General features: G+C 55.3%; 21 protein-coding genes and 1 tRNA gene. 2 read left to right on the top strand and 20 right to left on the bottom strand.

Annotated elements, in window-relative coordinates; translation table 11 throughout:
• Positions 1-54: 54 nt before the first annotated feature.
• The 12 genes from rpsO to ftsH form a co-directional block, all read right to left on the bottom strand.
• Positions 55-324 carry a 30S ribosomal protein S15 gene (gene rpsO, locus ATG98_RS10410; RefSeq protein ID WP_098421006.1) on the bottom strand — a complete coding sequence of 90 codons (270 nt, stop codon included), beginning with the start codon at positions 322-324 and terminating at the stop codon, positions 55-57.
• 76 nt (positions 325-400) lie between these two features.
• Positions 401-1,330, bottom strand: coding sequence for a tRNA pseudouridine(55) synthase TruB (truB, locus tag ATG98_RS10405; protein WP_098421005.1), 930 nt, complete (start codon positions 1,328-1,330; stop codon positions 401-403).
• A complete protein-coding gene (gene rbfA, locus ATG98_RS10400) occupies positions 1,327-1,740 on the bottom strand; it encodes a 30S ribosome-binding factor RbfA (protein ID WP_098421004.1) in 414 nt (137 codons plus the stop codon). Before rbfA ends, truB begins: the two co-directional genes overlap by 4 nt.
• Complete coding sequence (infB, locus tag ATG98_RS10395; protein WP_098421003.1) at positions 1,740-4,292, bottom strand: translation initiation factor IF-2; 2,553 nt, start codon at positions 4,290-4,292, stop codon at positions 1,740-1,742. The genes rbfA and infB overlap by 1 nt, the downstream gene beginning before the upstream one ends.
• A gap of 18 nt (positions 4,293-4,310) precedes the next feature.
• Complete coding sequence (gene nusA / locus ATG98_RS10390) at positions 4,311-5,804, bottom strand: transcription termination factor NusA (protein ID WP_098421002.1); 1,494 nt, start codon at positions 5,802-5,804, stop codon at positions 4,311-4,313.
• A 103-nt stretch (positions 5,805-5,907) separates the two neighbouring features.
• On the bottom strand, positions 5,908-6,369 hold the full coding sequence (rimP, locus tag ATG98_RS10385) for a ribosome maturation factor RimP (protein WP_098421001.1): 462 nt from the start codon (positions 6,367-6,369) through the stop codon (positions 5,908-5,910).
• A 317-nt stretch (positions 6,370-6,686) separates the two neighbouring features.
• Positions 6,687-6,771 (bottom strand) — tRNA-Leu (locus ATG98_RS10380).
• A gap of 7 nt (positions 6,772-6,778) precedes the next feature.
• Positions 6,779-7,132 (bottom strand): preprotein translocase subunit SecG, encoded by a 354-nt coding sequence (gene secG / locus ATG98_RS10375; RefSeq protein WP_098421000.1) that lies wholly within the window; start codon positions 7,130-7,132, stop codon positions 6,779-6,781.
• 18 nt (positions 7,133-7,150) lie between these two features.
• Positions 7,151-7,909 (bottom strand): triose-phosphate isomerase, encoded by a 759-nt coding sequence (tpiA, locus tag ATG98_RS10370; protein WP_098422884.1) that lies wholly within the window; start codon positions 7,907-7,909, stop codon positions 7,151-7,153.
• A gap of 105 nt (positions 7,910-8,014) precedes the next feature.
• Positions 8,015-9,358, bottom strand: coding sequence for a phosphoglucosamine mutase (gene glmM, locus ATG98_RS10365; protein ID WP_098422882.1), 1,344 nt, complete (start codon positions 9,356-9,358; stop codon positions 8,015-8,017).
• Positions 9,358-10,188, bottom strand: a complete 831-nt coding sequence (gene folP, locus ATG98_RS10360) for a dihydropteroate synthase (protein WP_179888112.1) — start codon at positions 10,186-10,188, stop codon at positions 9,358-9,360. Before folP ends, glmM begins: the two co-directional genes overlap by 1 nt.
• 100 nt (positions 10,189-10,288) lie before the next feature.
• Complete coding sequence (gene ftsH / locus ATG98_RS10355; protein ID WP_098420996.1) at positions 10,289-12,253, bottom strand: ATP-dependent zinc metalloprotease FtsH; 1,965 nt, start codon at positions 12,251-12,253, stop codon at positions 10,289-10,291.
• Positions 12,254-12,627: 374 nt separating this feature from the next.
• Between ftsH and yhbY the strand changes: the two genes are divergently transcribed.
• The gene (yhbY, locus tag ATG98_RS10350; protein WP_098420995.1) at positions 12,628-12,939 is read left to right on the top strand and encodes a ribosome assembly RNA-binding protein YhbY; all 312 of its coding nucleotides are present in this window, start codon (positions 12,628-12,630) and stop codon (positions 12,937-12,939) included.
• Between the two features lie 86 nt (positions 12,940-13,025).
• Here yhbY and greA read toward each other — a convergent pair whose 3' ends face one another.
• The 7 genes from greA to grpE all read right to left on the bottom strand — a co-directional run bounded on the left by greA (position 13,026) and on the right by grpE (position 22,882).
• Positions 13,026-13,505: a transcription elongation factor GreA gene (gene greA, locus ATG98_RS10345; protein WP_098420994.1), complete on the bottom strand. Its 480-nt coding sequence runs from the start codon at positions 13,503-13,505 to the stop codon at positions 13,026-13,028.
• A 4-nt stretch (positions 13,506-13,509) separates the two neighbouring features.
• Positions 13,510-16,728 (bottom strand): carbamoyl-phosphate synthase large subunit, encoded by a 3,219-nt coding sequence (carB, locus tag ATG98_RS10340; protein WP_098422880.1) that lies wholly within the window; start codon positions 16,726-16,728, stop codon positions 13,510-13,512.
• Between the two features lie 96 nt (positions 16,729-16,824).
• Positions 16,825-17,955 carry a glutamine-hydrolyzing carbamoyl-phosphate synthase small subunit gene (gene carA / locus ATG98_RS10335; RefSeq protein ID WP_179888110.1) on the bottom strand — a complete coding sequence of 377 codons (1,131 nt, stop codon included), beginning with the start codon at positions 17,953-17,955 and terminating at the stop codon, positions 16,825-16,827.
• A 227-nt stretch (positions 17,956-18,182) separates the two neighbouring features.
• Complete coding sequence (gene dapB / locus ATG98_RS10330; RefSeq protein WP_098422877.1) at positions 18,183-18,986, bottom strand: 4-hydroxy-tetrahydrodipicolinate reductase; 804 nt, start codon at positions 18,984-18,986, stop codon at positions 18,183-18,185.
• Positions 18,987-19,045: 59 nt separating this feature from the next.
• Positions 19,046-20,173, bottom strand: a complete 1,128-nt coding sequence (gene dnaJ, locus ATG98_RS10325) for a molecular chaperone DnaJ (RefSeq protein WP_098420990.1) — start codon at positions 20,171-20,173, stop codon at positions 19,046-19,048.
• Positions 20,174-20,256: 83 nt separating this feature from the next.
• Positions 20,257-22,182: a molecular chaperone DnaK gene (dnaK, locus tag ATG98_RS10320; RefSeq protein WP_098420989.1), complete on the bottom strand. Its 1,926-nt coding sequence runs from the start codon at positions 22,180-22,182 to the stop codon at positions 20,257-20,259.
• Between the two features lie 91 nt (positions 22,183-22,273).
• The gene (gene grpE, locus ATG98_RS10315) at positions 22,274-22,882 is read right to left on the bottom strand and encodes a nucleotide exchange factor GrpE (RefSeq protein WP_098422875.1); all 609 of its coding nucleotides are present in this window, start codon (positions 22,880-22,882) and stop codon (positions 22,274-22,276) included.
• 259 nt (positions 22,883-23,141) lie between these two features.
• Here grpE and recN point away from each other — a divergent pair, with 259 nt between their 5' ends.
• Positions 23,142-24,818, top strand: a complete 1,677-nt coding sequence (gene recN, locus ATG98_RS10310; protein WP_098422873.1) for a DNA repair protein RecN — start codon at positions 23,142-23,144, stop codon at positions 24,816-24,818.
• A 90-nt stretch (positions 24,819-24,908) separates the two neighbouring features.
• Here recN and fur read toward each other — a convergent pair whose 3' ends face one another.
• Positions 24,909-25,319 carry a ferric iron uptake transcriptional regulator gene (fur, locus tag ATG98_RS10305; RefSeq protein WP_041635339.1) on the bottom strand — a complete coding sequence of 137 codons (411 nt, stop codon included), beginning with the start codon at positions 25,317-25,319 and terminating at the stop codon, positions 24,909-24,911.
• Positions 25,320-25,338: the final 19 nt, after the last annotated feature.

The following is a 25,338-nucleotide window of genomic DNA, read 5'->3' as shown; positions in this document are numbered from 1 at the left end:
GTTGGTTAGCCAGAGCAAATAACCATGCCCCGGCTCTCAGGCCGTCGAAACAAATTAGCGACGCAGACCCAAACGCTTGATCAGCTCAAGGTAACGATCAGCATTCTTGCCTTTCAGATAGTCCAGCAGCTTACGACGCTGGTTTACCATACGGATCAGACCGCGGCGTGAATGGTGGTCTTGCTTGTTGATCTTGAAGTGACCCTGCAGCTTGTCGATGTTAGCGCTAAGCAGTGCCACCTGAACTTCAGGGGAACCGGTATCGCTTTCAGCCTGCTGGTAATCTTTAACAATCTGAGCTTTCTCGTTGGCAGAAAGTGCCATAAACCACCTCAATATATTGCGATGCTTAAGAGTACAGCCGAACCGCGCATCTCTACAGCTCGGCTAAACGACTCGCCTAACGGCGGTCGTCGGTTTTTACCAAACGCTTGGGTACCAACTGGGTGCCCTCGCTGTCCGGGAATGCTTCTGCCAGCCCAACAAAGTCTTGATTGCCATAAACGCGCACGTAACCCTGTTCAAGCTGCTCTTCTATTCTAACTGCTTGGCCATTCAATATCGACACCAGCACCGGCCCGCTCAGACGATACTCGGGAAACATGCTGAGTGCCGCATCTGGCGCTACCAGCAAGCCGTCCAGGCTTTCATCACGCTCGCGCATGGCTTCCATACCCGGTACGTCGTGGGCGTCGGCTAATGTGAAGCCTGCAGCCAGGGTACGGCGCAGTGCAATCACATGGGCACCACAGCCAATCACTTCGCCGATGTCTTCCACCAGTGAGCGGATGTAGGTGCCCTTTGTGCACTTAACCGCAATGTCCATTTCGTTGTCGCGAATAGCCAGTAACTGCAACTCGTAAATGGTGACCGGGCGGGCGGGGCGCTCAATTTCAATGCCCTCACGGGCGTATTCATACAGCGGGCGGCCCTTGTGCTTGAGCGCCGAATACATAGAAGGCACCTGCTGGATATCGCCACGAAAGCGGTCCAGCAAGGGCTCTAAAATGTCAGCGTTCAGGCCTTCCGGCACGGGTCGGGTTTCTACCACAGAGCCTTCGCTATCACCGGTTTCGGTGCGTTCACCCAAGCGGGCGGTAGCGATATAGGCTTTGTCGCTGTCGAGCATGGTCTGCGAGAACTTGGTGGCCTCGCCAAAGCACAGTGGCAATACGCCGGTGGCCAGCGGATCTAAGGCTCCGGTATGGCCGGCTTTGGCAGCCCCATACAAACGCTTAACCTGCTGCAAAATGCCATTAGAGGTTAAACCCTGGGGCTTGTCGATCACCAAAATGCCACTAACGTCGCGGCCTTTGTGTCTGCGGCTCACGCGTTAGGCTCCGGGTTGTTGTCATCATCACTTACCGCGGGCTGGTCACCCACGGCTTTGCGAATCAGGCCATCCAGGCGGCGGCTGTAACCCTGCAGTTCATCAAAGTGAAAGCGCAGAAGAGGCACCACGCGAAGCTTCATCGCACGGCCAACCTGGCCACGCAGAAACCCGGATGCCTTGTTCAGTACCGCCAGAGATTCTTTCACCTCTGGCGACTCTGCGCCCAACTCTTCAGTGGTCAGCAAGGACACGTAAATGTCGGCGTAACCCAGATCGCGGCTTACCTTAACGGCATTGACCGTAATCATGCCCACCCGCGGGTCTTTAATCTCCCGCTGGATGAGCTGAGCCAATTCGCGTTGCATCTGATCGCCTATGCGATCAATACGACTGAATTCTCTAGCCATTACGCCCCCGTGGATTCAAGCTTGCGCTCGACCCGAATCCGATCGAATACTTCGATCTGATCGCCCACTTTCACGTCATAGCCTTTCACACCAATACCGCATTCCATGCCGTTACGTACTTCTGGCACGTCGTCTTTGAAGCGGCGCAGGGATTCCAGCTCGCCTTCAAAGATCACTACGTTGTCACGCAGTACGCGAATCGGTTTGTTACGGTACACGTTGCCTTCAGTCACCATGCAACCGGCCACCTGGCCAAACTTCGGCGAACGGAACACGTCGCGTACGTCGGCAATGCCGATGATGTCTTCGCGGAATTCCGGCGCCAGCATGCCAGTCAGAGCCGCTTTCACGTCATCCAACAGGTTGTAGATAATGCTGTAGTAACGCAGATCCAGGCCTTCCTGTTCTACCAGGCGCTTGGCGGCGTTGTCGGCGCGAACGTTAAAGCCAAAGATCACGGCACTGGTAGCCACGGCCAGGCTGATGTCGGTTTCGGCTATGCCGCCCACACCGGAAGATACAATCTTCACCTGTACTTCTTCGTTGCCCAGATCCTGCAGCGAACGGGTAATGGCTTCCAGCGAACCACGAACGTCGGTTTTCAATACCACGTTCAGGGTTTTCACCTGGTCTTTGCCCATATTCTCGAACAGGTTTTCCAGTTTGGCTGCCTGCTGACGCTGTAAACGCTGCTCGCGCTCACGAACGTGGCGGAACTCAGCCAGCTCTTTGGCCTTGCGCTCGTCGGCTACAACGAAGAATTCGTCGCCAGCGTTGGGCGTGCCATTCAAGCCCAGAACCTCTACCGGAATAGAAGGGCCTGCATCTTTAACCTGCTTGCCCGCTTCGTCGGTCATTGCGCGCACTTTCCCGAAGAAAGAACCTGCAACAACCATATCGCCCTGGCGCAGAGTACCGTTCTGAACCAGTACGGTAGCCACTGAACCGCGGCCACGCTCAAGGCTGGATTCAACCACAACGCCTTGGGCAGGTGCAGACGGAGACGCCTGCAGCTCAAGAATTTCAGCTTGCAGCAATACCGCTTCCAGCAGATTGTCTACGCCGTCACCGGACTTAGAAGAAATCGGCACGAATTGCACATCGCCGCCCCACTCTTCCGGAATCACGTTAATGGCAGACAACTCGTTTTTGACGCGATCCAGATCGGCATTTTCTTTGTCCATCTTGGTAATAGCTACCACGATGGGCACACCGGCAGCACGAGCGTGTTCAACCGCCTCTTTGGTCTGCGGCATAACGCCGTCGTCAGACGCCACCACCAAAATCACGATGTCGGTACACTGGGCGCCGCGAGCACGCATGGCGGTAAACGCCGCGTGGCCCGGGGTATCCAGGAAAGAAACCATGCCGTGGTCGGTTTTTACGTGGTACGCACCAATGTGCTGGGTAATACCACCTGTTTCGCCAGACGCAACCTTGGTGCGGCGAATGTAATCCAGCAGCGAGGTTTTACCATGGTCAACGTGACCCATTACGCTCACAACTGGCGCGCGTTTAACTTGTTCCTGGCCTTCCTGGCTGCTGAACTCGCTCAGTACGGCCTCTTCGAAGGCGTCATCACTGATGGCTCGGGCAGTATGGCCCAGTTCGTTAACCACCAGAATCGCTGTTTCCTGCTCCAGAGGCTGGTTGATGGTGGCCATGACACCCATACCCATCAGCGTTTTGATCACGTCGGTCGCTTTCACAGCCATACGCTGTGCCAGGTCACCCACGGTGATAATCTCGGGAACTTCCACTTCTCTGACCATAGGTTTGGTCGGCCTCTCGAAGGCGTGTTGCTTCTCTTTAGGTTTCTTTTTCGAACGCAGCGGCTTACGCAACTTGGTGTCGTCATCGTCAGACGTAGCCCGTGGCGAATCCTGGGCGCGGCTGCGAGGGCCACGGTGGCCGGCCGATTTCTTCTTCGGCTTGCCGTCGTCGTTATCATCGCTACGTTCGCGAACGTTTTCTTTCTTTTTCTTCGGCTTGCGGTCTTTACCATCGCCTTCAGGCGGCGGTATCGGCATATCTTGAGGCGCTATTGCGGCCGGTTTTTCTGCCTTCGCTGCTACTGGTTCAGCCGCAACCGGCTCTGCCTTGGTTTCTTCAGCTCTGGTTTCTTCAACTTTGCTTTCGACCACAGTTTCCGGCGCTGTAACCGGTGTTTCAGCCGTTGTGATTGCTTCAACCGCTGCGGTTGCTTCAACTGAAGTAACCGGAGCTTCCACCACTGCTTCTTCCGCTGCGTCTGGCTGCGTTTCGGCGCGCTTGATATACGTGCGGCGCTTGCGAACCTCAACATTCACGGATTTGGCCTTGCCGGCTTTCAACGTGGTGGTTGTTTTGCGCTTCAAGGTGATTTTCTGAGGCTCGGCCTCACTGTCACCGTGGTTCTTGCGCAGATACGTCAGCAGCTGCTGTTTCTCGTCGCTGGAAACTGCGTCGTTCTCAGAACGCGCTTTCAGGCCTGCTTCCACAATCTGCTTCAGTAAACGATCCACGGGAGCGCCTACATCTTCGGCCAGTTGTCTTACCGTTACTTCCGCCATACTGGTCCTCCTCCCGAATTAGGCCTGGTCTTCAAACCAGGGGGCACGTGCTGTCATGATTAACTGACCTGCACGCTCTTCATTCATACCTTCAATTTCAAGCAAGTCATCAACTGACTGCTCCGCCAGATCTTCCATGGTGCGTATACCCATGCCTGCGAGCTTGAACGCCAAGCCGCGGTCTACGCCTTCCATTGCCAACAAGTCTTCAGCAGGCTCGGCACCGTCCAACGCTTCTTCGCTGGCCAGAGCCTGATTCAACAATGCGTCTTTAGCTCGCTTACGCAGCTCGGTGACCATTTCCTCATCGAAACCCTCAATCGCCAGCATTTCCTCCATCGGAATATAAGCCACTTCTTCGATCGAGCTAAAACCTTCTTCAATCAGCACGCCGGCGAATTCTTCGTCGATATCCAAGTGCTTTGTGAAGTGCTCCAGCAGGCGACCCTGTTCTTGTTCCTGGCGCTCGCCGGCTTCCTCTTCGGTCATTACGTTCAGAGTCCAGCCGGTCAGCTCGGTGGCCAAACGCACGTTCTGACCATTACGGCCAATGGCCTGAGCCAGATTGTCTGCTGCAACCGCTACGTCCATCGTATGGCGGTCTTCGTCCATCACAATAGAGGCCACTTCGGCCGGCGCCATAGCGTTGATGACCAGTTGCGCGGGATTGTCGTCCCACAGCACTATGTCAACACGCTCGCCATTCAACTCGTTAGATACGGCCTGAACCCTGGAACCGCGCATACCTACGCACGCGCCTACCGGATCAATACGGCGATCGTTGGTTTTTACCGCAATTTTTGCGCGCGAGCCGGGATCACGGGCAGCGCCACGGATCTCAATCAGCTCTTCAGCGATTTCGGGTACTTCAATACGGAACAGCTCGATCAGCATCTGCGAGTCAGAGCGGCTCAAAATCAGCTGCGGGCCGCGGTGATCTGTGCGAATTTCCAGCAGCAAGGAACGAACCCGGTCGCCCATGCGGAAAGTTTCCCGCGCAATCAGGTGTTCACGGGGCAACAGCGCTTCCGCGTTATTACCCAGGTCAACAATCACGTTGTCGCGGGTCACTTTCTTCACGGTGCCGGAAACCAGCTCACCAACGCGACTGCGATAGCTGTCTACAATCTTGGTGCGCTCGGCTTCACGCACTTTCTGAAAGATGATCTGCTTGGCCGCCTGGGCGCCAATGCGGCCAAAAGCGACCGAATCGATCTGTTCTTCGTGCATGTCGCCAGGCTGCAAGTCAGGGCTGATATCTTCAGCTTCCTGAAAGGTCAGCTCGGTACCCAGCGCTGGAACGGCGTCGTTATCGACCACCAGCCAGCGGCGAAAGGTATCGTATTCACCGGTACGGCGGTCAATCGAAACCCGGATATCAGCGTCTTCGTCTTCGAAGCGTTTTTTGGCGGCGGTGGCCAGCGCCAATTCGATGGCTTCAAAAATCACGTCTTTCTCGACACCTTTTTCGTTCGAGACGGATTCAACCACCAGCAAGATTTCTTTACTCATTGAATTACCCTGCCTTCAAAATATTCTGTGCGTCCATTTAATGTATTCGTATGCATCGCTCAAATGAAATGTCACTCAAATAGAGTGCAACTTAAAGAGGGCGTCACTCGAATACCGGAACGATGTTCGCCTTGTCGATACTGTCGAATGGCAACAGATACTCGTGGTCATCTACCACCACAATTACATCTTCGCCTTCAATACCGTTCAGCAAACCCTGGAACTTGCGCCGGCCTTCAAAGGCCATACGCAAACGAATTTGCACTTTGTGCCCGACGAACGCCTGATACTGAGCCAATTCGAACAGCGGACGATCCATTCCAGGCGATGACACTTCCAGCGTGTATTCGCTTTGTATAGGGTCTTCCACATCCATAACACTGCTGACCTGGCGACTGACTTTTTCGCAGTCTTCAATGCCGATGCCTTTTTCGACGTCGTCAATAAAAAGCCGCAACAGTGATTCGTGGCCGCGAGCGCGGAATTCAATGCCCCAGTATTCATAGCCGAGGCCTTCAACCACCGGCCGCAGAATGTCTTCCAACTGTTTGATCTTGGCTGACAAGTTACGCCATCTCCGTATTCAGAATTTGCTGACCACAAAAACAAAAAAAGGGCTGTGTATCAGCCCTTTTCATGCACCAGGACCTGATGCGCCAGGCCCCTTAGTCAAACAGCCCATAATACGGCGGCTGCTTGTTGCAAGAACTCGCAAAAAGCACGATTAAACAGCGCTTGATGCTAGCAGGCACCGTGCCTGCCGGACGCCAGCCGAACTTCGACTGCACCCAATCTGCGACGGAGTATAGAGCCGCAGACATCACTGGTCAAGGACTGACCAAAAAAATGGCCTGGAAAGCCAGGCCATTTTTTCACTGCATATGGTGCCCAAGGCCGGACTCGAACCGGCACAGCTTTCGCTACCACCCCCTCAAGATGGCGTGTCTACCAGTTCCACCACTTGGGCAATTCGGTTACTCCAGGCCAGGCAGATCGCTCTGCCCGCCGTCGGTTTCGCTGGCAGGATCTACAGCGGAAGGCTGGGATTCCTGAACCGTCGGAATACCGGCTTCACCCGCTACTTCCGCGCGCTGCTTGGCAAAAATCGCCAACGAGAAACTTGTTACAAAGAACGCAATGGCCAAAAAGGTCGTAAAGCGGGTTAAAAAGCTACCGCTACCCTGGCTACCAAATACGGTCTGCGATGCTCCGCCACCAAAGGCTGCACCGGCGTCAGCGCCCTTGCCTTGCTGGATCAGAACCAGGCCCACCAGGGCCACGGCAATAACCACGTGCAGGACAACGACCAAAGTTTCCATTAAATCCATAAAGACGCTCGCAAACCTTTAACGATGGGTATCTGCCGGCAGTGCCTGGCAGATACTGACAAAATCTATTGCACTCAAAGATGCACCGCCGATCAATCCGCCGTCTATATCCGGCTCAGCGAAAAGTGCGGCTGCATTATCCGCTTTTACGCTGCCGCCGTAAAGCAAAGAAATGGATTCGGCCGGAGCACCCATATTTTCCAGTACACCACGAATGGCCTTATGCATGGCCTGGGCGTCTTCGCTGGTGGCAGTCTTACCTGTGCCTATGGCCCAAACCGGCTCATAAGCAACCACAACCTGTCCCCATTGTTCTGGCGTCACCTTGCCCAAACCCTCGCGCACCTGGGTAGCAACGATGGCCTCGGCCCGACCGGCTTCGCGCTGCTCCAGGGTTTCGCCTACGCACACGATGGCGCTCAAGCCTGCACCAAGCAGCTGCTCGGTTTTCACCGCTACCTGGGCATCGGTTTCGCCAAACAGCTGACGTCGCTCGGAGTGACCCACCAGACCGTAACGGCAACCGATATCGGCGGCCATAGGCGCGGAAATCTCGCCGGTATAGGCGCCCTGCGCCTTTTCGCTGACATTTTGCACGCCCACTGCCATTGCGTTATCAGCAGCCTTGATCACCGCGGAAACATAGAGCGCAGGCGGGAAGACAACCGCCTCAATACCCAGTTCACGCACCTGATGTGCGACCGGGCCCACCAACTCGGCAACTAGGTTGTGAGACCCGTTCATCTTCCAGTTTCCGGCTACAATGCGACGACGCATAACATACCTTTGTTCATTAGCAGGCGGCGGTTTGAACTCGCCAGAAAGAGGTGCGAACTATACTCCACACCCCAAACCCAGACAACTGTCTGCCGGCATCTCTCATCAGGCAACCGAGCCTTCAACCACTTTCGCTAGCTGCCGGGCAATGCGCTCAATCACCTCGGCGTCCTGGCCTTCTGTCATCACTCGAATCAGCGGCTCTGTGCCAGATGCCCGCAACAACACCCGGCCATCGCTGCCAAGCTCGACCTCGGCCCGGCTTACGGCGGCCATAATATCTTCGCGCTCAAGCGGGTTGAAGCGCTTGGTCACTCGCACATTGATCATGGTCTGCGGCAGTTTGCTCATACCCCGGCGAATTTCAGCAAGGGTTTTACCTGATTTCCAGATAGCCAGCATCACCTGAAGCGCCGACACAATGCCGTCGCCGGTGCTGGTACAGTCACGAATCACCATGTGGCCGGAACCTTCGCCACCCAGCACCCAGCCTCTCGCCAACAGGCGCTCCATTACGTAGCGGTCACCCACCTTGGCACGCTCAAACTCAATGCCCAGCTCTTTCAGGGCCAGCTCAACGCCAAGATTGGTCATCAGGGTGCCCACCACACCGCCTTTCAGGCGGCCTTCGGCATGGCGCTGTGAGGCAATCACATACAGCAGTTCATCGCCGTCCACTTCGGAACCGTCACGGTCTACCATCAGAACGCGGTCACCGTCGCCATCAAAGGCAATGCCCAGATCGGCTTTTCTGTCCAGAACCGCTTGGCTCAAGCCTGCAAGGTGGGTGGAACCTACATTGAGGTTAATGTTTAGACCATCGGGTGCTGCACCAATCACCGATACGTTGGCACCCAACTCGCGAAACACCTTTGGCGCAACGTGGTAGGTGGCTCCGTGAGCGCAATCCAAAACAATGTTTATGCCTTCCAGGGTGAATTCGTTGGGCACCGTGCTTTTGCAAAACTCTATGTAGCGGCCGGGGGCATCATCAATGCGTGACGCCTTGCCCAACTCTGCCGAATCACACACGGTCAGCGGTTGTTCCAGCCAGTACTCTATTTCGGCTTCCAGAGCGTCATCCAGCTTGGTGCCGTCGGCCGAAAAGAACTTGATGCCGTTGTCGTGATGGGGATTGTGAGACGCGCTGATCACAATACCGGCCGACGCGCGGAATGTGCGCGTAAGGTAAGCGATAGCCGGTGTTGGCATGGGGCCCAGCAGCTTAACGTCTACCCCGGCAGCGGCCAGGCCGGACTCCAGCGCAGATTCAAACATGTAGCCTGACAGCCGGGTGTCTTTGCCGATCATTACGCTGTTACGCTGGCCTTCGCGTTTAAACGCCTGGCCGGCAGCCCATCCCAAGCGCAGCATGAACTCAGGAGTAATAGGGCCCTCACCGACGTGGCCGCGAATTCCATCGGTACCAAAATACTGCCTGCCTGACATCACATCGCTCCTTTGATCGCCGCCGCTATTTTAACGACATCTACTGTTTCCCGAACATCATGCACACGCACAACACTCGCGCCTTTCATGGCACATATTGTCGCGGTAGCAAGGCTTGCCGGCAACCTTTCTTCCACATTGCGACCGGTAATAGCACCCAACATAGATTTGCGCGATAGCCCCAGCAACAGAGGGTACCCCAATACAGTAAATTGCTCTGCCCGCGCCAGCAGCTGCAAATTGTGCTCCAGGCTTTTGCCAAAACCGAAGCCCAGATCCAGCATAATTCTTGAAGAATCAATGCCGACACCCTGTGCCGCGAGTATTCGCTGTGCCAGAAACAAACTGACCTGTGCGCACACATCCTGATACTGCGGATTGTTCTGCATTGTATCCGGCTCGCCCTGACTGTGCATCAGGCTCACCGGCAAACCAGTGTTTGCGGCAGCCTGCAAGGCGCCCTCACGGGTCAACGCACGCACATCATTAATCAGCCCGGCACCCAGGGCCGCAGCTTGCGTCATCACCTGCGGCGCGCTGGTATCTACCGAAATCACCACATCCAGCTCGCCGGCGATGGCCTCTACCACCGGGCATACCCGGTCCAGCTCTTGTTGCAGGCTGACAGGCTTGGCACCAGGGCGGGTCGATTCGCCGCCCACATCAATAAAACTGGCGCCGTCTTCCACCATTTGGCGGGCATGGGCCAGAGCCTGCTGTGGGCGATCAAACCGACCACCGTCGGAAAACGAATCAGGCGTTACATTCAGCACGCCCATTACGTGGCACTGAGTCATGTCCAGCGTGCGCCCGGCAAAATTCATCATCATTCCAACCTCGGCAAATAATTTTGGGGTCTTACAATGAAAAACGCCGCCCTAAAGCGGGCGGCGTTTTTTACTTCTTCCTAACTAGCGCGTTACAAATCGCTCAGTGCTCTCCAGCCGGGCGGCCAACGCCACCCTGAGAATCGTCACCGGCTTTGCCATTCACTTTGCTTCCAGTCGAAGTATCTTCCTTATCTATTGAAGTAGCCTCGCCGCCCGAAGAACCACCCCGATCGTCCCAGCCTTTTGGCGCACGGGCATCACGGCCTTCCATAATATCGTCGATCTGGAGTCGATCGATAGTCTCGTACTTCATCAGAGCTTCGGCCATCAAATCCAGCTTATCGCGATGCTCGACCAATACGTTGCGGGCGGTCTCGTAACAGGTATCAATGATGTTACGCACTTCTTCATCAATACGCTGCGCGGTTTCCGGCGAGTACACGGTTTGTTGTTGCCCAGCGGTACGGCCCAGGAACGGTTCGCCATTTTCACTACCGTACTGCAGCGGACCCAGTTTTTCCGACAGACCCCAACGGGTCACCATGTTGCGAGCCAGACTGGTCGCCCGCTCTATGTCATTGGAAGCACCGGTGGTGACACCGTCTGCACCCAAGGTCAGCTCTTCGGCGATACGGCCACCAAACAGGCTGCTGATCTGGCCATGAAGGAAGCGTTTGGAATGGCTGTACCTATCCTCTTCCGGCAAGAACATAGTCACACCCAAAGCGCGACCGCGAGGAATGATACTCACTTTGTACACGGGATCGTGCTCTGGCATCAAGCGCCCGACAATGGCATGACCAGATTCATGATACGCGGTATTCAGTTTCTCTTTTTCGTTCATCACCATGGACTTGCGTTCCGCGCCCATCATAAGCTTGTCTTTTGCCAGTTCCAGCTCCCGCATAGTCACCAATCGCTGGTTGCGACGGGCTGCGAAGAGCGCTGCCTCGTTCACCAGGTTAGCCAGGTCGGCACCGGAGAAGCCAGGCGTTCCACGGGCGATAACGGCAGGATTGATGTCATCATCCAGAGGCACTTTCTTCATGTGCACTTTCAGGATCTGCTCGCGACCCAGAATGTCTGGCAAGCTCACCATCACCTGACGGTCAAAACGGCCGGGGCGCAGCAACGCAGGGTCTAGCACGTCCGGGCGGTTGGTAGCGGCAATCACGATAACGCCTTCGTTACCCTCAAACCCGTCCATTTCCACCAGTAACTGGTTCAAGGTTTGCTCGCGCTCGTCGTTTCCGCCGCCCATGCCAGCGCCACGGTGACGACCGACCGCATCAATTTCGTCAATGAAAATGATGCACGGGCTTTGCTTCTTGGCCTGTTCGAACATGTCGCGTACACGGGACGCACCCACGCCGACAAACATTTCGACAAAATCTGAGCCGGAGATCGAGAAGAATGGCACCTTGGCCTCACCGGCGATGGCTTTTGCCAGCAAGGTTTTACCCGTGCCCGGAGGACCGATCATCAGAACGCCGCGGGGAATACGGCCGCCCAAGCGTTGGTATCGACTAGGATCACTCAGGAAATCCACCAGTTCTTTTACGTCTTCTTTGGCTTCGTCTACACCTGCCACATCTGCGAAGGTGTTTTTAATCTGGTCTTCGCTCATCAGTCGGGCTTTGCTCTTACCGAACGACATCGGGCCGCCCTTGCCGCCGGCACCACCTTGCATCTGCCGCATAAAGAATACAAAAAGCGCAATAATAATCAGAATCGGGAATGCGGCGACCAGCAATTGGGTCCACAGGCTCTGGCGCTCGGGTTCTTTACCGATCACCTCAACGCTGTTGGCCAGCAGGTCGTCCATCAGCTTGTTGTCAGCCACTTGCGGGCGGACCGTCTGGAACTGTGAACCGTCGGGGCGTGTACCCTCAATCTGCAGACCGTCAATAGTGACCTGGTTTACCCGGCCCTGTTGAACCATCTCCACAAACTGGGAGTAGTTGACTTGTTGGCCACTGGTGGTAGGAGTGAAATTTTGAAACACCATCAGTAGCACTGCGGCTATTACCAGCCATAAAACCAGATTTTTTGCCATATTGTTCAAGGATCACCACCTGTGAATTGCCGGGCTGCGCCATGGCACGCCCTTTTTCGACACCTTACACCATTTCTACGGCCGTTCACCAGAAATGGCCTTGCTGCCACCAAACTTGCCGGTCATTTCTGGCTGCGAGTGCCAGCAACCGAAACACCTGAATTCTTTAAGTGGGGGACTTGATAACGAATTGCAATACCACCACCAAAGGAATTGACTGATTGAAGCAGGTATCGTTCCACTGATGGGCAAAAGGCCCGGGCGATAAGTGTTAACGGCGATTTTTCCCGCCGCACTTTCTGCTACAATCCCGACATTATACGTTGACGGCAGCACAACGAGTGCTGACCTTTTGTTAATTGCCGCTATAAAGAGATTGCATCATGAGCCTTTCACCAGAACAGCGCCGGGAATACCGGGCGATCGCCCACAATCTGAAACCGGTCATTATTGTAGGTGACAAGGGCCTGACCGAAAACCTTCAGGAAGAACTGGAGCGGGCATTGAACGACCACGAGCTGATCAAAATAAAAATCGCTAGCCAGGATCGCGAAGCACGCCAACAGGCAGTGACCGAACTGTGCGCCGGTGCCAAGGCTGAAGTTGTTCAGACCATTGGTAAAATTGCAGTGATTTTGCGCCGCGCCGAGAAACCCAATCCGAAACTGTCTAACTTGATACGCCTTAAGCACTGACCAAGTTGCAGGTTGCGCATACAGCAGACACAAAAAAGCCGGTCAGGGATTCCAGACCGGCTTTTTTGTGTGAGCCACATCGCTGATCAGATGTACTCAACCTTTTCAATTTCATATTCCACGGTGCCAGACGGCACGCGAATAGCCACTACGTCACCCGCTCTACGACCAACCAAGGCGCGAGCAATCGGTGACGACACCGAAATTTTTCCGTCTTTAATATCCGCTTCGTCTTCACCCACAATCTGGTATTTAACCTGTTTATCGGTATCCGTATTCAACAGATGAACGGTGGTACCGAAAATCACTTTACCGGTGTTTTCGATGGTGGTGACATCAATCACCTGAGCGCCACCGAGCTTACCTTCAATTTCCTGAATCCGGCCTTCAATAAAACTTTGCTGATCACGGGCGGCGTGGTATTCCGCGTTTTCCTTCAGATCGCCGTGCTCACGTGCGGTAGCGATGGACGCGATGACGCGCGGACGATCTTCCGATTTCAGCTTCTGCAGCTCGGCACGCAGGCGTGCTTCGCCCAACGTGGTCATTGGTACTCTTGCCGACATAATTTTATTTTCCTGAGTGCAAATCCTGAAGGCGGCGAACCGTACGCTCCGGACCAAACTTGATGGCCCGACAGAAGGCTTCGCCACCTGCCAGGGTGGTGGTGTAACTGATTTTAGCCTGCAACGCGGACTGGCGGATCTGGGACGAATCCGACACCGCTTTACGGCCGTCGGTGGTATTGATCACCAGCTGGACCTTGCCATTTTTGATAGCATCCACAATGTGCGGGCGACCTTCGTGAACCTTGTTCACCAACGCTACCTCCACGCCCGCTTTACGCAGGGCTGCGGCGGTGCCGGTGGTTGCAATTATCTTGAAACCGCATTCAACCAGCGAACGCGCTACGTGCTCGGCACCATGCTTGTCGACATCGCGCAGTGACATGAAGGCAACGCCCGTGGATGGCAGGCGCTCGCCAGCGGCCAGCACGGCTTTGCCGAAGGCTTCGTCAAAGCTGTCGCCAATTCCCATCACCTCGCCGGTGGACTTCATTTCCGGCCCCAGGATTGGGTCAACCGCTGGGAACTTGTTAAACGGGAACACCGACTCTTTCACCGAGTAATGCGCCGGTATAATTTCCTGAGTAAAGCCCTGATCCGCCAACGATGTGCCCGCCATAACGCGCGCGGCCACTTTGGCCAAAGACACGCCGATGGCCTTGGACACGAACGGCACAGTACGCGAGGCACGGGGGTTCACTTCAATGACGTAAATGTCGCCGTCTTGCCATGCCAGCTGCACGTTCATCAGGCCGACCACGTTCAACGCCAGCGCCATCTGTTTGACAGCGTCACGCATAGCGTTCTGAACATCTGCGGGCAAGCTGTAGGGCGGCAGTGAACACGCCGAGTCACCGGAGTGAATGCCGGCCTGCTCTATGTGCTGCATGATACCGCCAATGACCACGTCTTTGCCGTCGCAGATGGCGTCTATATCCACCTCAATGGCGGCGTTCAGGAAGTGGTCCAACAATACCGGGCTGTCGTTGGACACCAGCACAGCACTGCGCATGTAACGCTCAAGCTCGGCTTCGCCATAGACAATTTCCATGGCGCGGCCGCCCAGCACGTAAGACGGGCGGACCACCAGCGGGTAGCCAATCTTGCGGGCGGCAATAATGCCTTCTTCGTGACTGCGCACGGTGGCGTTCTCGGGCTGCTTCAGGCCCAGGCCGGTGATCAGCTTCTGGAACCGCTCGCGGTCTTCGGCGCAGTCAATGGCGTCCGGACTGGTGCCGATGATAGGCACGCCAGCGGCTTCCAGGCCGCGGGCCAGCTTCAACGGGGTTTGGCCACCGTACTGCACAATCACACCTTTGGGTTTTTCAACGTGGATAATTTCCAGCACGTCTTCCAGGGTGATCGGCTCAAAATACAGGCGGTCAGAAGTATCGTAATCGGTCGACACGGTTTCCGGGTTGCAGTTGATCATGATGGTTTCATAACCATCTTCACGCATCGCCAGAGCCGCATGTACGCAGCAGTAGTCAAACTCAATGCCCTGACCAATACGGTTGGGGCCGCCGCCAATCACCACGATCTTTTCGCGGTCAGTCGGTTTCGACTCGCATTCTTCTTCATAGCTGGAATACATGTAGGCCGTGTCTGAGGCAAATTCCGCAGCACAGGTGTCTACACGTTTATACACCGGGCGAATACCCAAGCCGTGGCGCATAGCGCGGAAGGCGTCTTCTTTCACGCCTATCAGCTTCGCCAAGCGCGCGTCGGAGAAGCCCTTACGCTTCAGGCGAAACAGGGTAGCGTGGTCCAGCTCGGTCTTGCCAGACGCCTGCAGTGCCTGCTCTTCTTTAATCAGGTCTTCAATCTGTACCAGGTACCAGGGGTCTACGTGGGTCTGGCGAAATATATCCGCAACGCTTTGGCCCGCGCGAAAGGCATCACCGATGTACCAGATGCGCTCGGCACCGGGCACATTCAGCTCGCGGGTCAAAGTTTGCCGGCTTTCTTCGCTGTCAAATTCCGGCAGCATTTCGTCAAAGCCGTCAGAGCCTACTTCAAGACCGCGCAGAGCTTTCTGCAGCGATTCCTGGAATGTGCGGCCAATGGCCATCACCTCACCCACCGATTTCATCTGGGTGGTCAGGCGGGCGTCGGCTTGGGGGAATTTTTCAAAGGTGAACCGTGGAATCTTGGTCACCACGTAATCAATGCTGGGCTCGAACGAAGCGGGAGTAATACCGCCGGTAATGTCGTTCTTCAACTCGTCCAAGGTGTAACCGATCGCCAGCTTGGCCGCCACTTTGGCAATGGGAAAGCCGGTGGCCTTAGACGCCAGCGCCGAGGAGCGTGACACCCGTGGATTCATCTCGATCACCACCATGCGGCCGGTGTCCGGATGAATGCCAAACTGCACATTGGAGCCGCCGGTTTCCACACCAATTTCACGCAGAACCGCCAACGAGGCGTTACGCATGATTTGGTATTCTTTGTCAGTGAGGGTTTGCGCCGGTGCCACGGTAATGGAGTCACCGGTGTGCACGCCCATCGCGTCAAAGTTTTCAATGGCACAAACAATAATGCAGTTATCGTTTTTGTCGCGCACCACTTCCATTTCGTATTCTTTCCAACCGATCAAGGATTCGTCAATCAGCAGTTCGCTGGTGGGCGACAAATCCAGCCCACGAATGCAGATTTCTTCGAACTCTCCACGATTGTACGCAATACCGCCGCCGGAGCCGCCCATGGTGAAAGAGGGACGGATGATGCACGGAAAGCCAACGTTGTCGGCAATGCGGTGGGCTTCTTCCAGATTGTGAGCAATGTCGGCACGGGGACATTCAAGGCCAATGGATTTCATAGCCTTGTCAAAACGACTGCGGTCTTCAGCTTTGTCGATGGTATCGGCGTTGGCACCGATCATTTCAACGCCGTATTTAGCCAGTACGCCGTGCTTTTCCAGATCCAGCGCACAGTTCAACGCGGTTTGCCCGCCCATGGTCGGCAGCAGAGCATCGGGCCTTTCTTTTTCAATAATCTTGGCAACCGTTGACCAGATAATAGGCTCGATGTAGGTGGCATCGGCCATGGCCGGGTCGGTCATAATGGTAGCCGGGTTGGAGTTAACCAGTATCACCCGGTAGCCCTCCTCGCGCAGAGCCTTACAGGCCTGAGCGCCGGAATAGTCGAATTCACACGCCTGCCCGATCACGATAGGGCCTGCGCCCAGGATCAGGATGCTTTTAATGTCGGTACGTTTTGGCATGTCTTGGTCAACCTGTCAGCAACTTTAATTTCTTGCAGCGCGGTGCGCAGCGCCTGTTTTACGCGAGGCCATTGGCCGACCTCGCTTGCCTACACTTTAAGTGCGCCGGGCTTCCATTGAGCGGATAAACTCGTCAAACAATGGCGCCACATCGTGGGGGCCAGGGCTGGCTTCCGGGTGGCCCTGAAAGCTAAACGCCGCTTTGTCTGTGCGGCGAAAACCTTGCAGGGTGCCATCAAAAAGTGACTTGTGAGTAGCCTCCAGATTCACCGGCAGGCTGGCCTCGTCTACAGCAAAACCGTGATTCTGGCTGGTGATCATGACGGTGCCGTCAGCCAGGCACTGCACCGGATGGTTGGCACCGTGGTGGCCGTGGTTCATCTTCATAGTTTTGGCACCGCTGGCCAAGGCCAAAAGCTGATGCCCCAGGCAGATGCCAAACACCGGCACGTCGGTTTCAAGAATGTCCTGTATCGCTTTTATGGCGTAATCGCAGGGCTCAGGATCACCGGGGCCGTTAGACAGGAACACGCCGTCCGGATTCATCGCCAACACCTCGGCTGCAGGCGTTTGTGCCGGCACAACGGTGATGTCGCAACCGCGCGATGCCAGCATGCGCAGGATATTCAGTTTAATACCGTAATCGTAAGCCACGATTTTAAAGCACGGGCTTTCCTGCTGGCCGTAACCGCTGACCAGGTCCCACTCAGTTTCTGTCCAGTGGCTAACGTCTTTCGAGCTGACTTCTTTCGCCAGGTCCATTCCTTTCAAACCCGGGAAGGCTTGTGCCAATTCCAGAGCGCGTTCGGCAGTAGCGCTTTCGCCGGCGACAACGGCACCGCTTTGGGAGCCTTTGTCGCGCAGGATGCGGGTGAGGCGACGGGTGTCAATATCGGCAATACCCACAATATTGTTATCGCGTAAATAGCCATCAAGACTCTGAGTGCTGCGCCAATTGCTGGCTGCCAGCGGCAGGTCGCGGATGATCAGAGCGGCGGCGTGTACGTGGTCTGATTCCACGTCTTCCGGGTTTACGCCGGTGTTACCAATGTGCGGGTACGTCAGTGTAACCAGCTGGCGAGCGTAGGAAGGATCAGTCAGTATTTCCTGATAGCCGGTCATGGCGGTGTTAAACACCACTTCGCCGCTGGTTTCGCCGGCAGCGCCAATAGCGGTGCCGTAAAACAGGCTGCCGTCTGCGAGTGCAAGGATTGCGGGTGTGCTCAAGGCTTCTATCCTCATCGAGTGGCGTCATGTTCGTCATGAACGGGAGCGTAGGCGCAAATTCAGGTCGCAAAAAAGCGAGAGGGAGTTATGGCTCCGTCCCGCTGTTTTGTCCTACGGGAACAAAAGAGGTTTCCCGTGGCGCTGTAAAAGCTACGCTTGATGCAGTTAAAGCGCCCTATTGTAGAAAATGGGGCGCTTTTTGTCCACGAAGAATCCGCCCGATGGCGTTATTGCTTCAATTCCAGCACATCCTGCATGTCGTACAAGCCGGCAGGCTTGTCTTTCAGCCACAATGCGGCACGCATGGCGCCTTTTGCAAACGTCATGCGGCTACTGGCTTTGTGGGTGATTTCGATGCGCTCGCCTTCGGTGGCGAACAGCACGGTGTGATCGCCCACAACGTCGCCCGCGCGAATGGTTTCAAAGCCGATTTCTTTGCGGGTACGTTCACCGGTGAAGCCTTCGCGGCCGTAAACAGCGCATTCTTTCAAGTCGCGACCCAGCGCATCGGCAACCACTTCGCCCATGCGCAGCGCGGTGCCTGATGGAGCGTCTTTTTTGTGGCGGTGGTGGGCTTCAATGATTTCAACATCGTAGTCGTCACCCAGCGCGGCCGCCGCAGTACGCAGTAAGTTCAGCACCACATTTACGCCCACACTCATGTTGGGGGCAAACACCACCGGTACATTTTCGGCGACTTGTGCCAATTGTTGCTTTTCGGCGTCAGACAATCCGGTGGTACCAATAACGTGGGATTTACCGTGAGCCTGGCAGAAACGGGCATTTTCCAGAGTAAGATCCGGAAAGGTAAAGTCGATCAGCACGTCGAAATCATCTTTCACGTCCGCCAGGCTGCCGGCCATGGCGACGCCAGTTTTTCCAATGCCGGTCATGTCGCCAGCGTCGGCGCCGATCAGGCTGTTGCCGGGTTCAACAATAGCCGCGCCCAGTTGCAGGCCTTCGGTGCCGTCAACGGCCTCGATCAGTACTTTTCCCATGCGCCCCGCGGCGCCGATGATGGCTACTCTCATTTATAAACCCTCAAAGCTCGCATCTATTATAAGGCCTCAGTACTGCAATCCGACTGCCCTCAGAATTTTGTTTCGTCGAAGAAGCTCTTCACACCTCTAAACCACGATGTTTTCTTCGGGCCGTGCTGGTCGCCGTCACCGCTGTCGAGGGTATCCTGAAACTCATTCAACAGTTCTTTCTGGCGTTTGGTCAGGCGTACCGGGGTTTCGATGGTCACCCGACACAGCAAATCGCCGGCACCGCCACCACGCACCGGTGCCACACCTTTGTTGCGCAGGCGGAACAATTTTCCGGTTTGGGTCTCGGCCGGTATTTTCAGCTTCACGCGGCCATCCAGCGTTGGCACTTCCAGCTCGCCACCCAAAGCGGCATCAACAATGCTGATGGGCACTTCGCAATACAGGTTTCGACCATCGCGGGTGAAGATGGAGTGCTCGCGCACGGCCATTTGCACATACAGGTCGCCCGGAGGGCCGCCCTCTATGCCCATCTCGCCTTCACCGGACAAGCGGATGCGGTCCCCGGTATCCACGCCGGGGGGCACTTTAACCGATAGGTTTTTCTCTTCTTTTACCCGGCCCTGGCCGTGGCACTTGCTGCACGGATTCTTGATAACCTTACCCGCGCCGCGGCAGGTAGGACACGCTTGCTGCACGGTGAAAAAGCCCTGCTGCATACGCACCTGACCCATACCTTTACAGGTACCACAGGCTTCGGGACGCGAGCCCTTTTCGGCGCCACTACCATCACAGGTTTCGCATTCGCGATGGCCGGGTATGGTAATTTTAACGGTTCTGCCTTTTACGGCCTCTTCCAGGTCCAGTTCCAGGGTGTAGCGCAAATCAGAGCCGCGGGTATTGCGGCCACGGCCACCACCGCCCCCAAAAATATCGCCAAATACGTCGCCAAAAATATCCGAGAAATTCCCATTACCGCCACCAAAGCCACCGCCGCCCTGGCCGTCAACGCCGGCATGACCAAACTGGTCGTAGGCCGCTCGTTTGTTGGCGTCTGCGAGTATTTCGTAGGCCTCGCTGGCTTCTTTGAATTTGTTGTCGGCGTCTTTATCGTCCGGGTTGCGGTCCGGGTGGTACTTCATTGCAAGCTTGCGATACGCCCGCTTTACTTCTTTGTCGTCCGCGTCCCGGCTTACGCCGAGAGTCTCGTAATAGTCGCGCTTGGCCATGCTTCAAATCCCGTGGTTATAACGAGGAAAACGCGGGAGCGACCCGCGTTTTCCAACTACTGGCAAAAATCTAGGTCAATCGATTAACGCTTCTCGTCGTCCTTCACTTCTTCAAACTCAGCGTCAACAGCGTCATCAGCGGTGTTCGACTGGGCTTTTTCCTGCCCTTCCGCCGGCTGGCCCTGCTCCGCCTGATCGGCGTACATCTTCTTGGCCAGCTCGCCGGAAACTTCCGTCAGTTTCTCGGTCTTGGCCTGGATGTCGTCTTTATCAGACCCTTTCAGAGCTTCTTCCAGCTCCGTTACAGACGCTTCAATCGACTCTTTCTCGCTGTCACTGACTTTATCGCCGGCGTCCTTCAAGGTTTTGCGCACCGCGTGAACCATGGCGTCGCCCTGGTTGCGAGCCTGAACCAGCTCTTCGAACTTGCGGTCTTCATCAGCGTTAGCTTCAGCGTCGCGCACCATTTTCTCGATTTCTTCCTCGTTCAGGCCGGAAGAGGCCTTGATCACGATAGACTGCTCTTTACCGGTCGCCTTGTCTTTGGCAGACACGTTCAGAATGCCGTTGGCATCGATGTCGAAAGTCACTTCGATCTGCGGCACGCCGCGCGGTGCTGGCGGAATATCAGCCAAATCGAAACGACCCAGCGACTTGTTCTGCGAAGCTTGCTTGCGCTCGCCTTGAACCACGTGAATGGTTACTGCTGTTTGACTGTCGTCCGCTGTCGAGAAAGTCTGCGACTTCTTGGTCGGAATCGTGGTGTTCTTGTCGATCAGCGATGTAGCAACACCGCCCATGGTTTCGATACCCAGGCTCAGCGGGGTAACGTCCAGCAACAGTACGTCTTTCACATCGCCAGATAATACGGCGGCCTGAATGGCGGCACCCATGGCAACAGCTTCGTCCGGGTTAACGTCTTTACGGGCTTCTTTGCCGAAAAATTCTTTTACTTTTTCCTGCACCAGCGGCATACGGGTTTGGCCGCCTACCAGAATTACTTCATCAATCTGATCGATGCTCAAACCCGAGTCTTTCAGAGCCACTTTACACGGCTCAAGAGTACGCTGTACCAGATCTTCCACCAAGGATTCCAGCTTGGCACGGGTCAGCTTGACGTTCATGTGCTTGGGGCCGCTGGCATCAGCAGTAATGTACGGCAGGTTCACGTCGGTCTGCTGGCTACTGGAAAGCTCGATTTTAGCTTTCTCGCCGGCTTCTTTCAGGCGTTGCATGGCCAATGAATCGCCGCGCAGATCAATACCGCTGTCTTTCTTAAACTGGTCAGCCAGGAATTCGATGATTTTCATATCGAAGTCTTCGCCACCCAGGAATGTGTCGCCGTTGGTGGCCAACACTTCAAACTGGTGCTCGCCGTCTACATCGGCAATTTCGATGATCGACAAGTCAAAGGTACCGCCGCCCAGGTCGTAAACTGCGATGGTGCGGTCGCCGCCTTTCTTGTCCATACCATAAGCCAGCGCAGCAGCAGTCGGCTCGTTGATAATACGCTTAACTTCCAGACCGGCAATTTTACCTGCATCTTTGGTCGCCTGGCGCTGACTGTCATTAAAATAGGCTGGAACGGTGATAACAGCTTCAGTCACTTTCTCGCCCAAATAATCTTCGGCGGTTTTCTTCATCTTTTTCAAAATTTCCGCGGAAATCTGCGGCGGCGCCATTTTCTGGCCTTTTACATCTACCCAGGCATCGCCGTTGTCTGCTTTGGCAATTTTATAAGGCACCATTTTGATGTCTTTTTGCACAACATCGTCTTCGAACCGACGGCCGATCAAACGCTTGATGGCGTAAAGGGTGTTGTACGGGTTGGTAACAGCCTGGCGCTTGGCAGACTGACCCACCAGAATTTCGCCGTCTTCGGTGTAGGCAACGATTGACGGCGTAGTGCGGTCGCCCTCAGAGTTTTCAATAACCTTAACCTTGCCACCGTCCATAACGGATACGCAGGAATTGGTTGTGCCTAAGTCAATACCGATAATCTTGCTCATTGAGTCACTCCAAATCTTTCTGAAAGCTGGGGCCGGAGGATCGCTCCGGACTGTTCTGGTTAAAAACTATATTGGCGCTTTAAGCTATTTTTCAAGCCTGCTCATCAATTTTTGGTGCATCTTGGGGCTTGGCCACCATCACCATCGCCGGGCGTACAACACGGCCGTTCAACACATAACCTTTCTGCATAACCGCAACCACGCTGTTGGGCTCGGTGTTAGGCGCCGGCACCATAGACATCGCCTCGTGGTATTGCGGATCAAACGGTTCGCCTACAGGATCAAGGCGCTCAACGTTAAACTTCTTGAGGCCAGACAGGAACATTCCAAGAGTAAGCTCTACGCCTTGGCGAATGGACGCCACCAAGTCACCAGAAGATTCGTGGCCTTCGGTGCTTTCAACCGCTTTTTCCAGACTGTCTACCACCGGCAACAGTTCTCTAACGAACTTTTCTACCGCAAACTTGTGGGCTTTTTCGACGTCGTTTTCGGCGCGGCGGCGCACGTTCTGCATTTCTGCCTGGGAACGCAGCACCTGCTCCTGAAACTCCTGGACCTTCGCCTGCAGTGCTTCAAGGTCGGCAGATGGTGAGCTTTCTGGTGCTGCCTCGGCTGTTTCTGCGTTGCCTTCTGCGGCATTGTCTACAGCCTGTTGTAGCTCGTCTGTAAACTGCTCGTTACGTTTTTCGTCAGTGCTCATGACTACTCCTGATGAGTGAAACGCGACCGGTGTGACCACGGTCTGCCAAAATCGGATACCGGCCGTAACGGCCGGAACTAAGTGTTTGCAAATCGATATGGGGCCCCGTGACGCAGTTTCAACCGATGCGCGCCGCATTTTGCAACAAAGTTGACGCTATAGAGTTTGCAACAATCAAAAAGCCTGTATATATTCACAGTCACTGTATGAAAAAACAGTATTCAGACACATAGCATATAGATAGAGCGGAGGTTTCGGCATGCTCACACAGCTAACGGTTTCCAATTACGCCATCGCGGAACGGGTGGAATTACACTTCCATAAAGGAATGACCGCCCTTACCGGGGAAACCGGTGCCGGCAAATCGATTGTGCTGGATGCGCTCGGCCTTGCCATGGGCGGGCGGGCAGACGCCGGCGCCGTGCGTTACGGCGCGAAGCGGGCTGACATTACCGCTACCTTCGATATTTCGGCCATTGCCGCTGCACGCAGCTGGCTGGAGCAGCACGAGCTAGACGATCATAACGACTGCATTTTGCGCCGTGCCATCAGCCGCGACGGCCGCTCCCGCGCCTACATCAACGGCCAACCTTGCCCGCTAAGCCACCTGAAAGAAATGGGCGGCTTGCTGATGGATATTCACAGCCAGCACCAACATCAATCGTTATTGCGCAAAGATACCCACCGCACCTTACTGGATGAATACGCCGGGGCCGAGGAGCTGGCCGGGCAAACCCGTCAGGCCTGGAGTGGGTGGAATAAAACCCGCCAGCAAATGGTCGAGCGCCAGAACAACGCCGACGAAACCGAGGCCCGACTGCAACTGTTGCGCTATCAGGTAGAAGAGCTGGATCGACTGGGCCTGCAAGAAGGCGAACAGCAGCACCTGGAACAGCAACAGCAAGAGTTGAGCCAGGCTGACACTATTTTGCACCACAGCAACCAGGCGGCTTTACTGTGCTCTGAAGACGACACCAGCGCTGCTGCACTGGTGCGCCAGGCGTTGCAGCAACTTGAGCAGCTGCCAACGGAAATTCCAGCGCTGGCCGATACCCTGCAAATGCTGAGCGAAGCTCAGATACAAATCAGCGAAGCCGGCGACAATTTGCGTCGCTTTGTTGATGATTACGAAGCGGACCCGCAACGCCTGGCAGAAATAGAAGATCGCTTGAGTGCGATTTACCAGATGGCGCGCAAGCATCGCATCATGCCTGAACAACTGTTCGACCTGCACCAGCGGCTGAACGGTGAGCTGGCCGATCTGGACGGCGGCGCCGGCAGCCTGGAGCAACTTCAGACCGAACTGGACGAACAATTACTGGAATACAACGCGCTGGCCGACCAACTGACGCAGTTACGCCAGCACGCTTCGGTGAATCTGGACATTCGCGTGGCGGCAGAACTGGCTCAGCTGAGCATGCCCAATATGCAGTTTGTTACACAGCTAGCAGACAACCGTAACGAGCCGGCGGCTCATGGCCACGAAGACACCGAATTTCTGGTTAGCGCCAATCCGGGGCAGCCGGCGCGACCACTGGCAAAAGTCGCCTCGGGCGGTGAACTATCGCGAATCAGCTTGGCCATCCAGGTGGTGGTGGCGCAAACCTCTACCACACCAACATTGGTGTTCGACGAAGTAGACGTAGGCATTGGCGGTGGCACAGCGGAAGTCGTGGGCAAGCTGCTAAGGGCACTCGGCGAAAACGGTCAGGTGTTGTGTGTTACTCACTTGCCGCAGGTGGCAGCCCAGTGCCATCAACACCTGTTCGTTAGCAAGTTCACAGAACAGGAAGCGACCTTCTCGAAAATCGAAACCCTGGACGATCAGGGCCGAATCAGCGAAGTTGCCCGCATGCTGGGCGGTGTGGATATGACGGAACAAACCATTGCCCACGCCAAAGAAATGTACAGCAAGGGGCAAGCAACCCACCACTAAAAGTATCCCCCTCTCTACTGAGAGTTTTCGGGGCGGGCCAGAGGCTCGCCCCTTTTTTTCGCTTGGGGAAATGCTTGATCGTGAGTTGGCTTATGACTTGATGGGTTTCACATACAGCGTCAAGCTGTGATCAACAATCTCATAACCGTGCTCGGCCGCAATTATTTGCTGCCGATCTTCAATCACCTGATCAAAAAACTCGATGACCTTTCCGGTTTCAGTACATACGATGTGGTCGTGATGGTCTTCGCTGGCCATTTCGAATACTGCATGGCCGCCTTCAAAATTGTGCCGCAGCACCAGGCCCGCTGATTCAAACTGGGTTAACACCCGGTAAACGGTCGCCAGCCCTACGTCGTCACCCTGCTCCAGAAGCTTTTTGTAAACATCTTCTGCACTCATGTGATGCTGCGTAGCGCTTTCAAGAATACCGAAGATTTTTACCCGCGGAAGAGTAACCTTCAGACCGACTTTTCGTAATTCGGCGTTTTCAGATGGCATATTACTATTCACTCGTTGG

This window comes from Marinobacter sp. LV10R520-4 (assembly GCF_002563815.1).
Taxonomy (GTDB): domain Bacteria; phylum Pseudomonadota; class Gammaproteobacteria; order Pseudomonadales; family Oleiphilaceae; genus Marinobacter.
The sequence above is the reverse complement of the archived record's forward strand: the minus strand, read 5'-3'. Positions and strand labels throughout refer to the sequence as shown.

Coding starts and splice junctions, on each gene's coding strand:
- rpsO (WP_098421006.1), bottom strand. CDS start 324: ATGGCACTTTCTGCCAACGAGAAAGCTCAGATTGTTAAAGATTACCAG.
- rbfA (WP_098421004.1), bottom strand. CDS start 1,740: ATGGCTAGAGAATTCAGTCGTATTGATCGCATAGGCGATCAGATGCAA.
- infB (WP_098421003.1), bottom strand. CDS start 4,292: ATGGCGGAAGTAACGGTAAGACAACTGGCCGAAGATGTAGGCGCTCCC.
- nusA (WP_098421002.1), bottom strand. CDS start 5,804: ATGAGTAAAGAAATCTTGCTGGTGGTTGAATCCGTCTCGAACGAAAAA.
- secG (WP_098421000.1), bottom strand. CDS start 7,132: ATGGATTTAATGGAAACTTTGGTCGTTGTCCTGCACGTGGTTATTGCC.
- tpiA (WP_098422884.1), bottom strand. CDS start 7,909: ATGCGTCGTCGCATTGTAGCCGGAAACTGGAAGATGAACGGGTCTCAC.
- glmM (WP_098422882.1), bottom strand. CDS start 9,358: ATGTCAGGCAGGCAGTATTTTGGTACCGATGGAATTCGCGGCCACGTC.
- folP (WP_179888112.1), bottom strand. CDS start 10,188: ATGATGATGAATTTTGCCGGGCGCACGCTGGACATGACTCAGTGCCAC.
- yhbY (WP_098420995.1), top strand. CDS start 12,628: ATGAGCCTTTCACCAGAACAGCGCCGGGAATACCGGGCGATCGCCCAC.
- greA (WP_098420994.1), bottom strand. CDS start 13,505: ATGTCGGCAAGAGTACCAATGACCACGTTGGGCGAAGCACGCCTGCGT.
- carB (WP_098422880.1), bottom strand. CDS start 16,728: ATGCCAAAACGTACCGACATTAAAAGCATCCTGATCCTGGGCGCAGGC.
- dapB (WP_098422877.1), bottom strand. CDS start 18,986: ATGAGAGTAGCCATCATCGGCGCCGCGGGGCGCATGGGAAAAGTACTG.
- dnaJ (WP_098420990.1), bottom strand. CDS start 20,173: ATGGCCAAGCGCGACTATTACGAGACTCTCGGCGTAAGCCGGGACGCG.
- dnaK (WP_098420989.1), bottom strand. CDS start 22,182: ATGAGCAAGATTATCGGTATTGACTTAGGCACAACCAATTCCTGCGTA.
- grpE (WP_098422875.1), bottom strand. CDS start 22,882: ATGAGCACTGACGAAAAACGTAACGAGCAGTTTACAGACGAGCTACAA.
- recN (WP_098422873.1), top strand. CDS start 23,142: ATGCTCACACAGCTAACGGTTTCCAATTACGCCATCGCGGAACGGGTG.
- fur (WP_041635339.1), bottom strand. CDS start 25,319: ATGCCATCTGAAAACGCCGAATTACGAAAAGTCGGTCTGAAGGTTACT.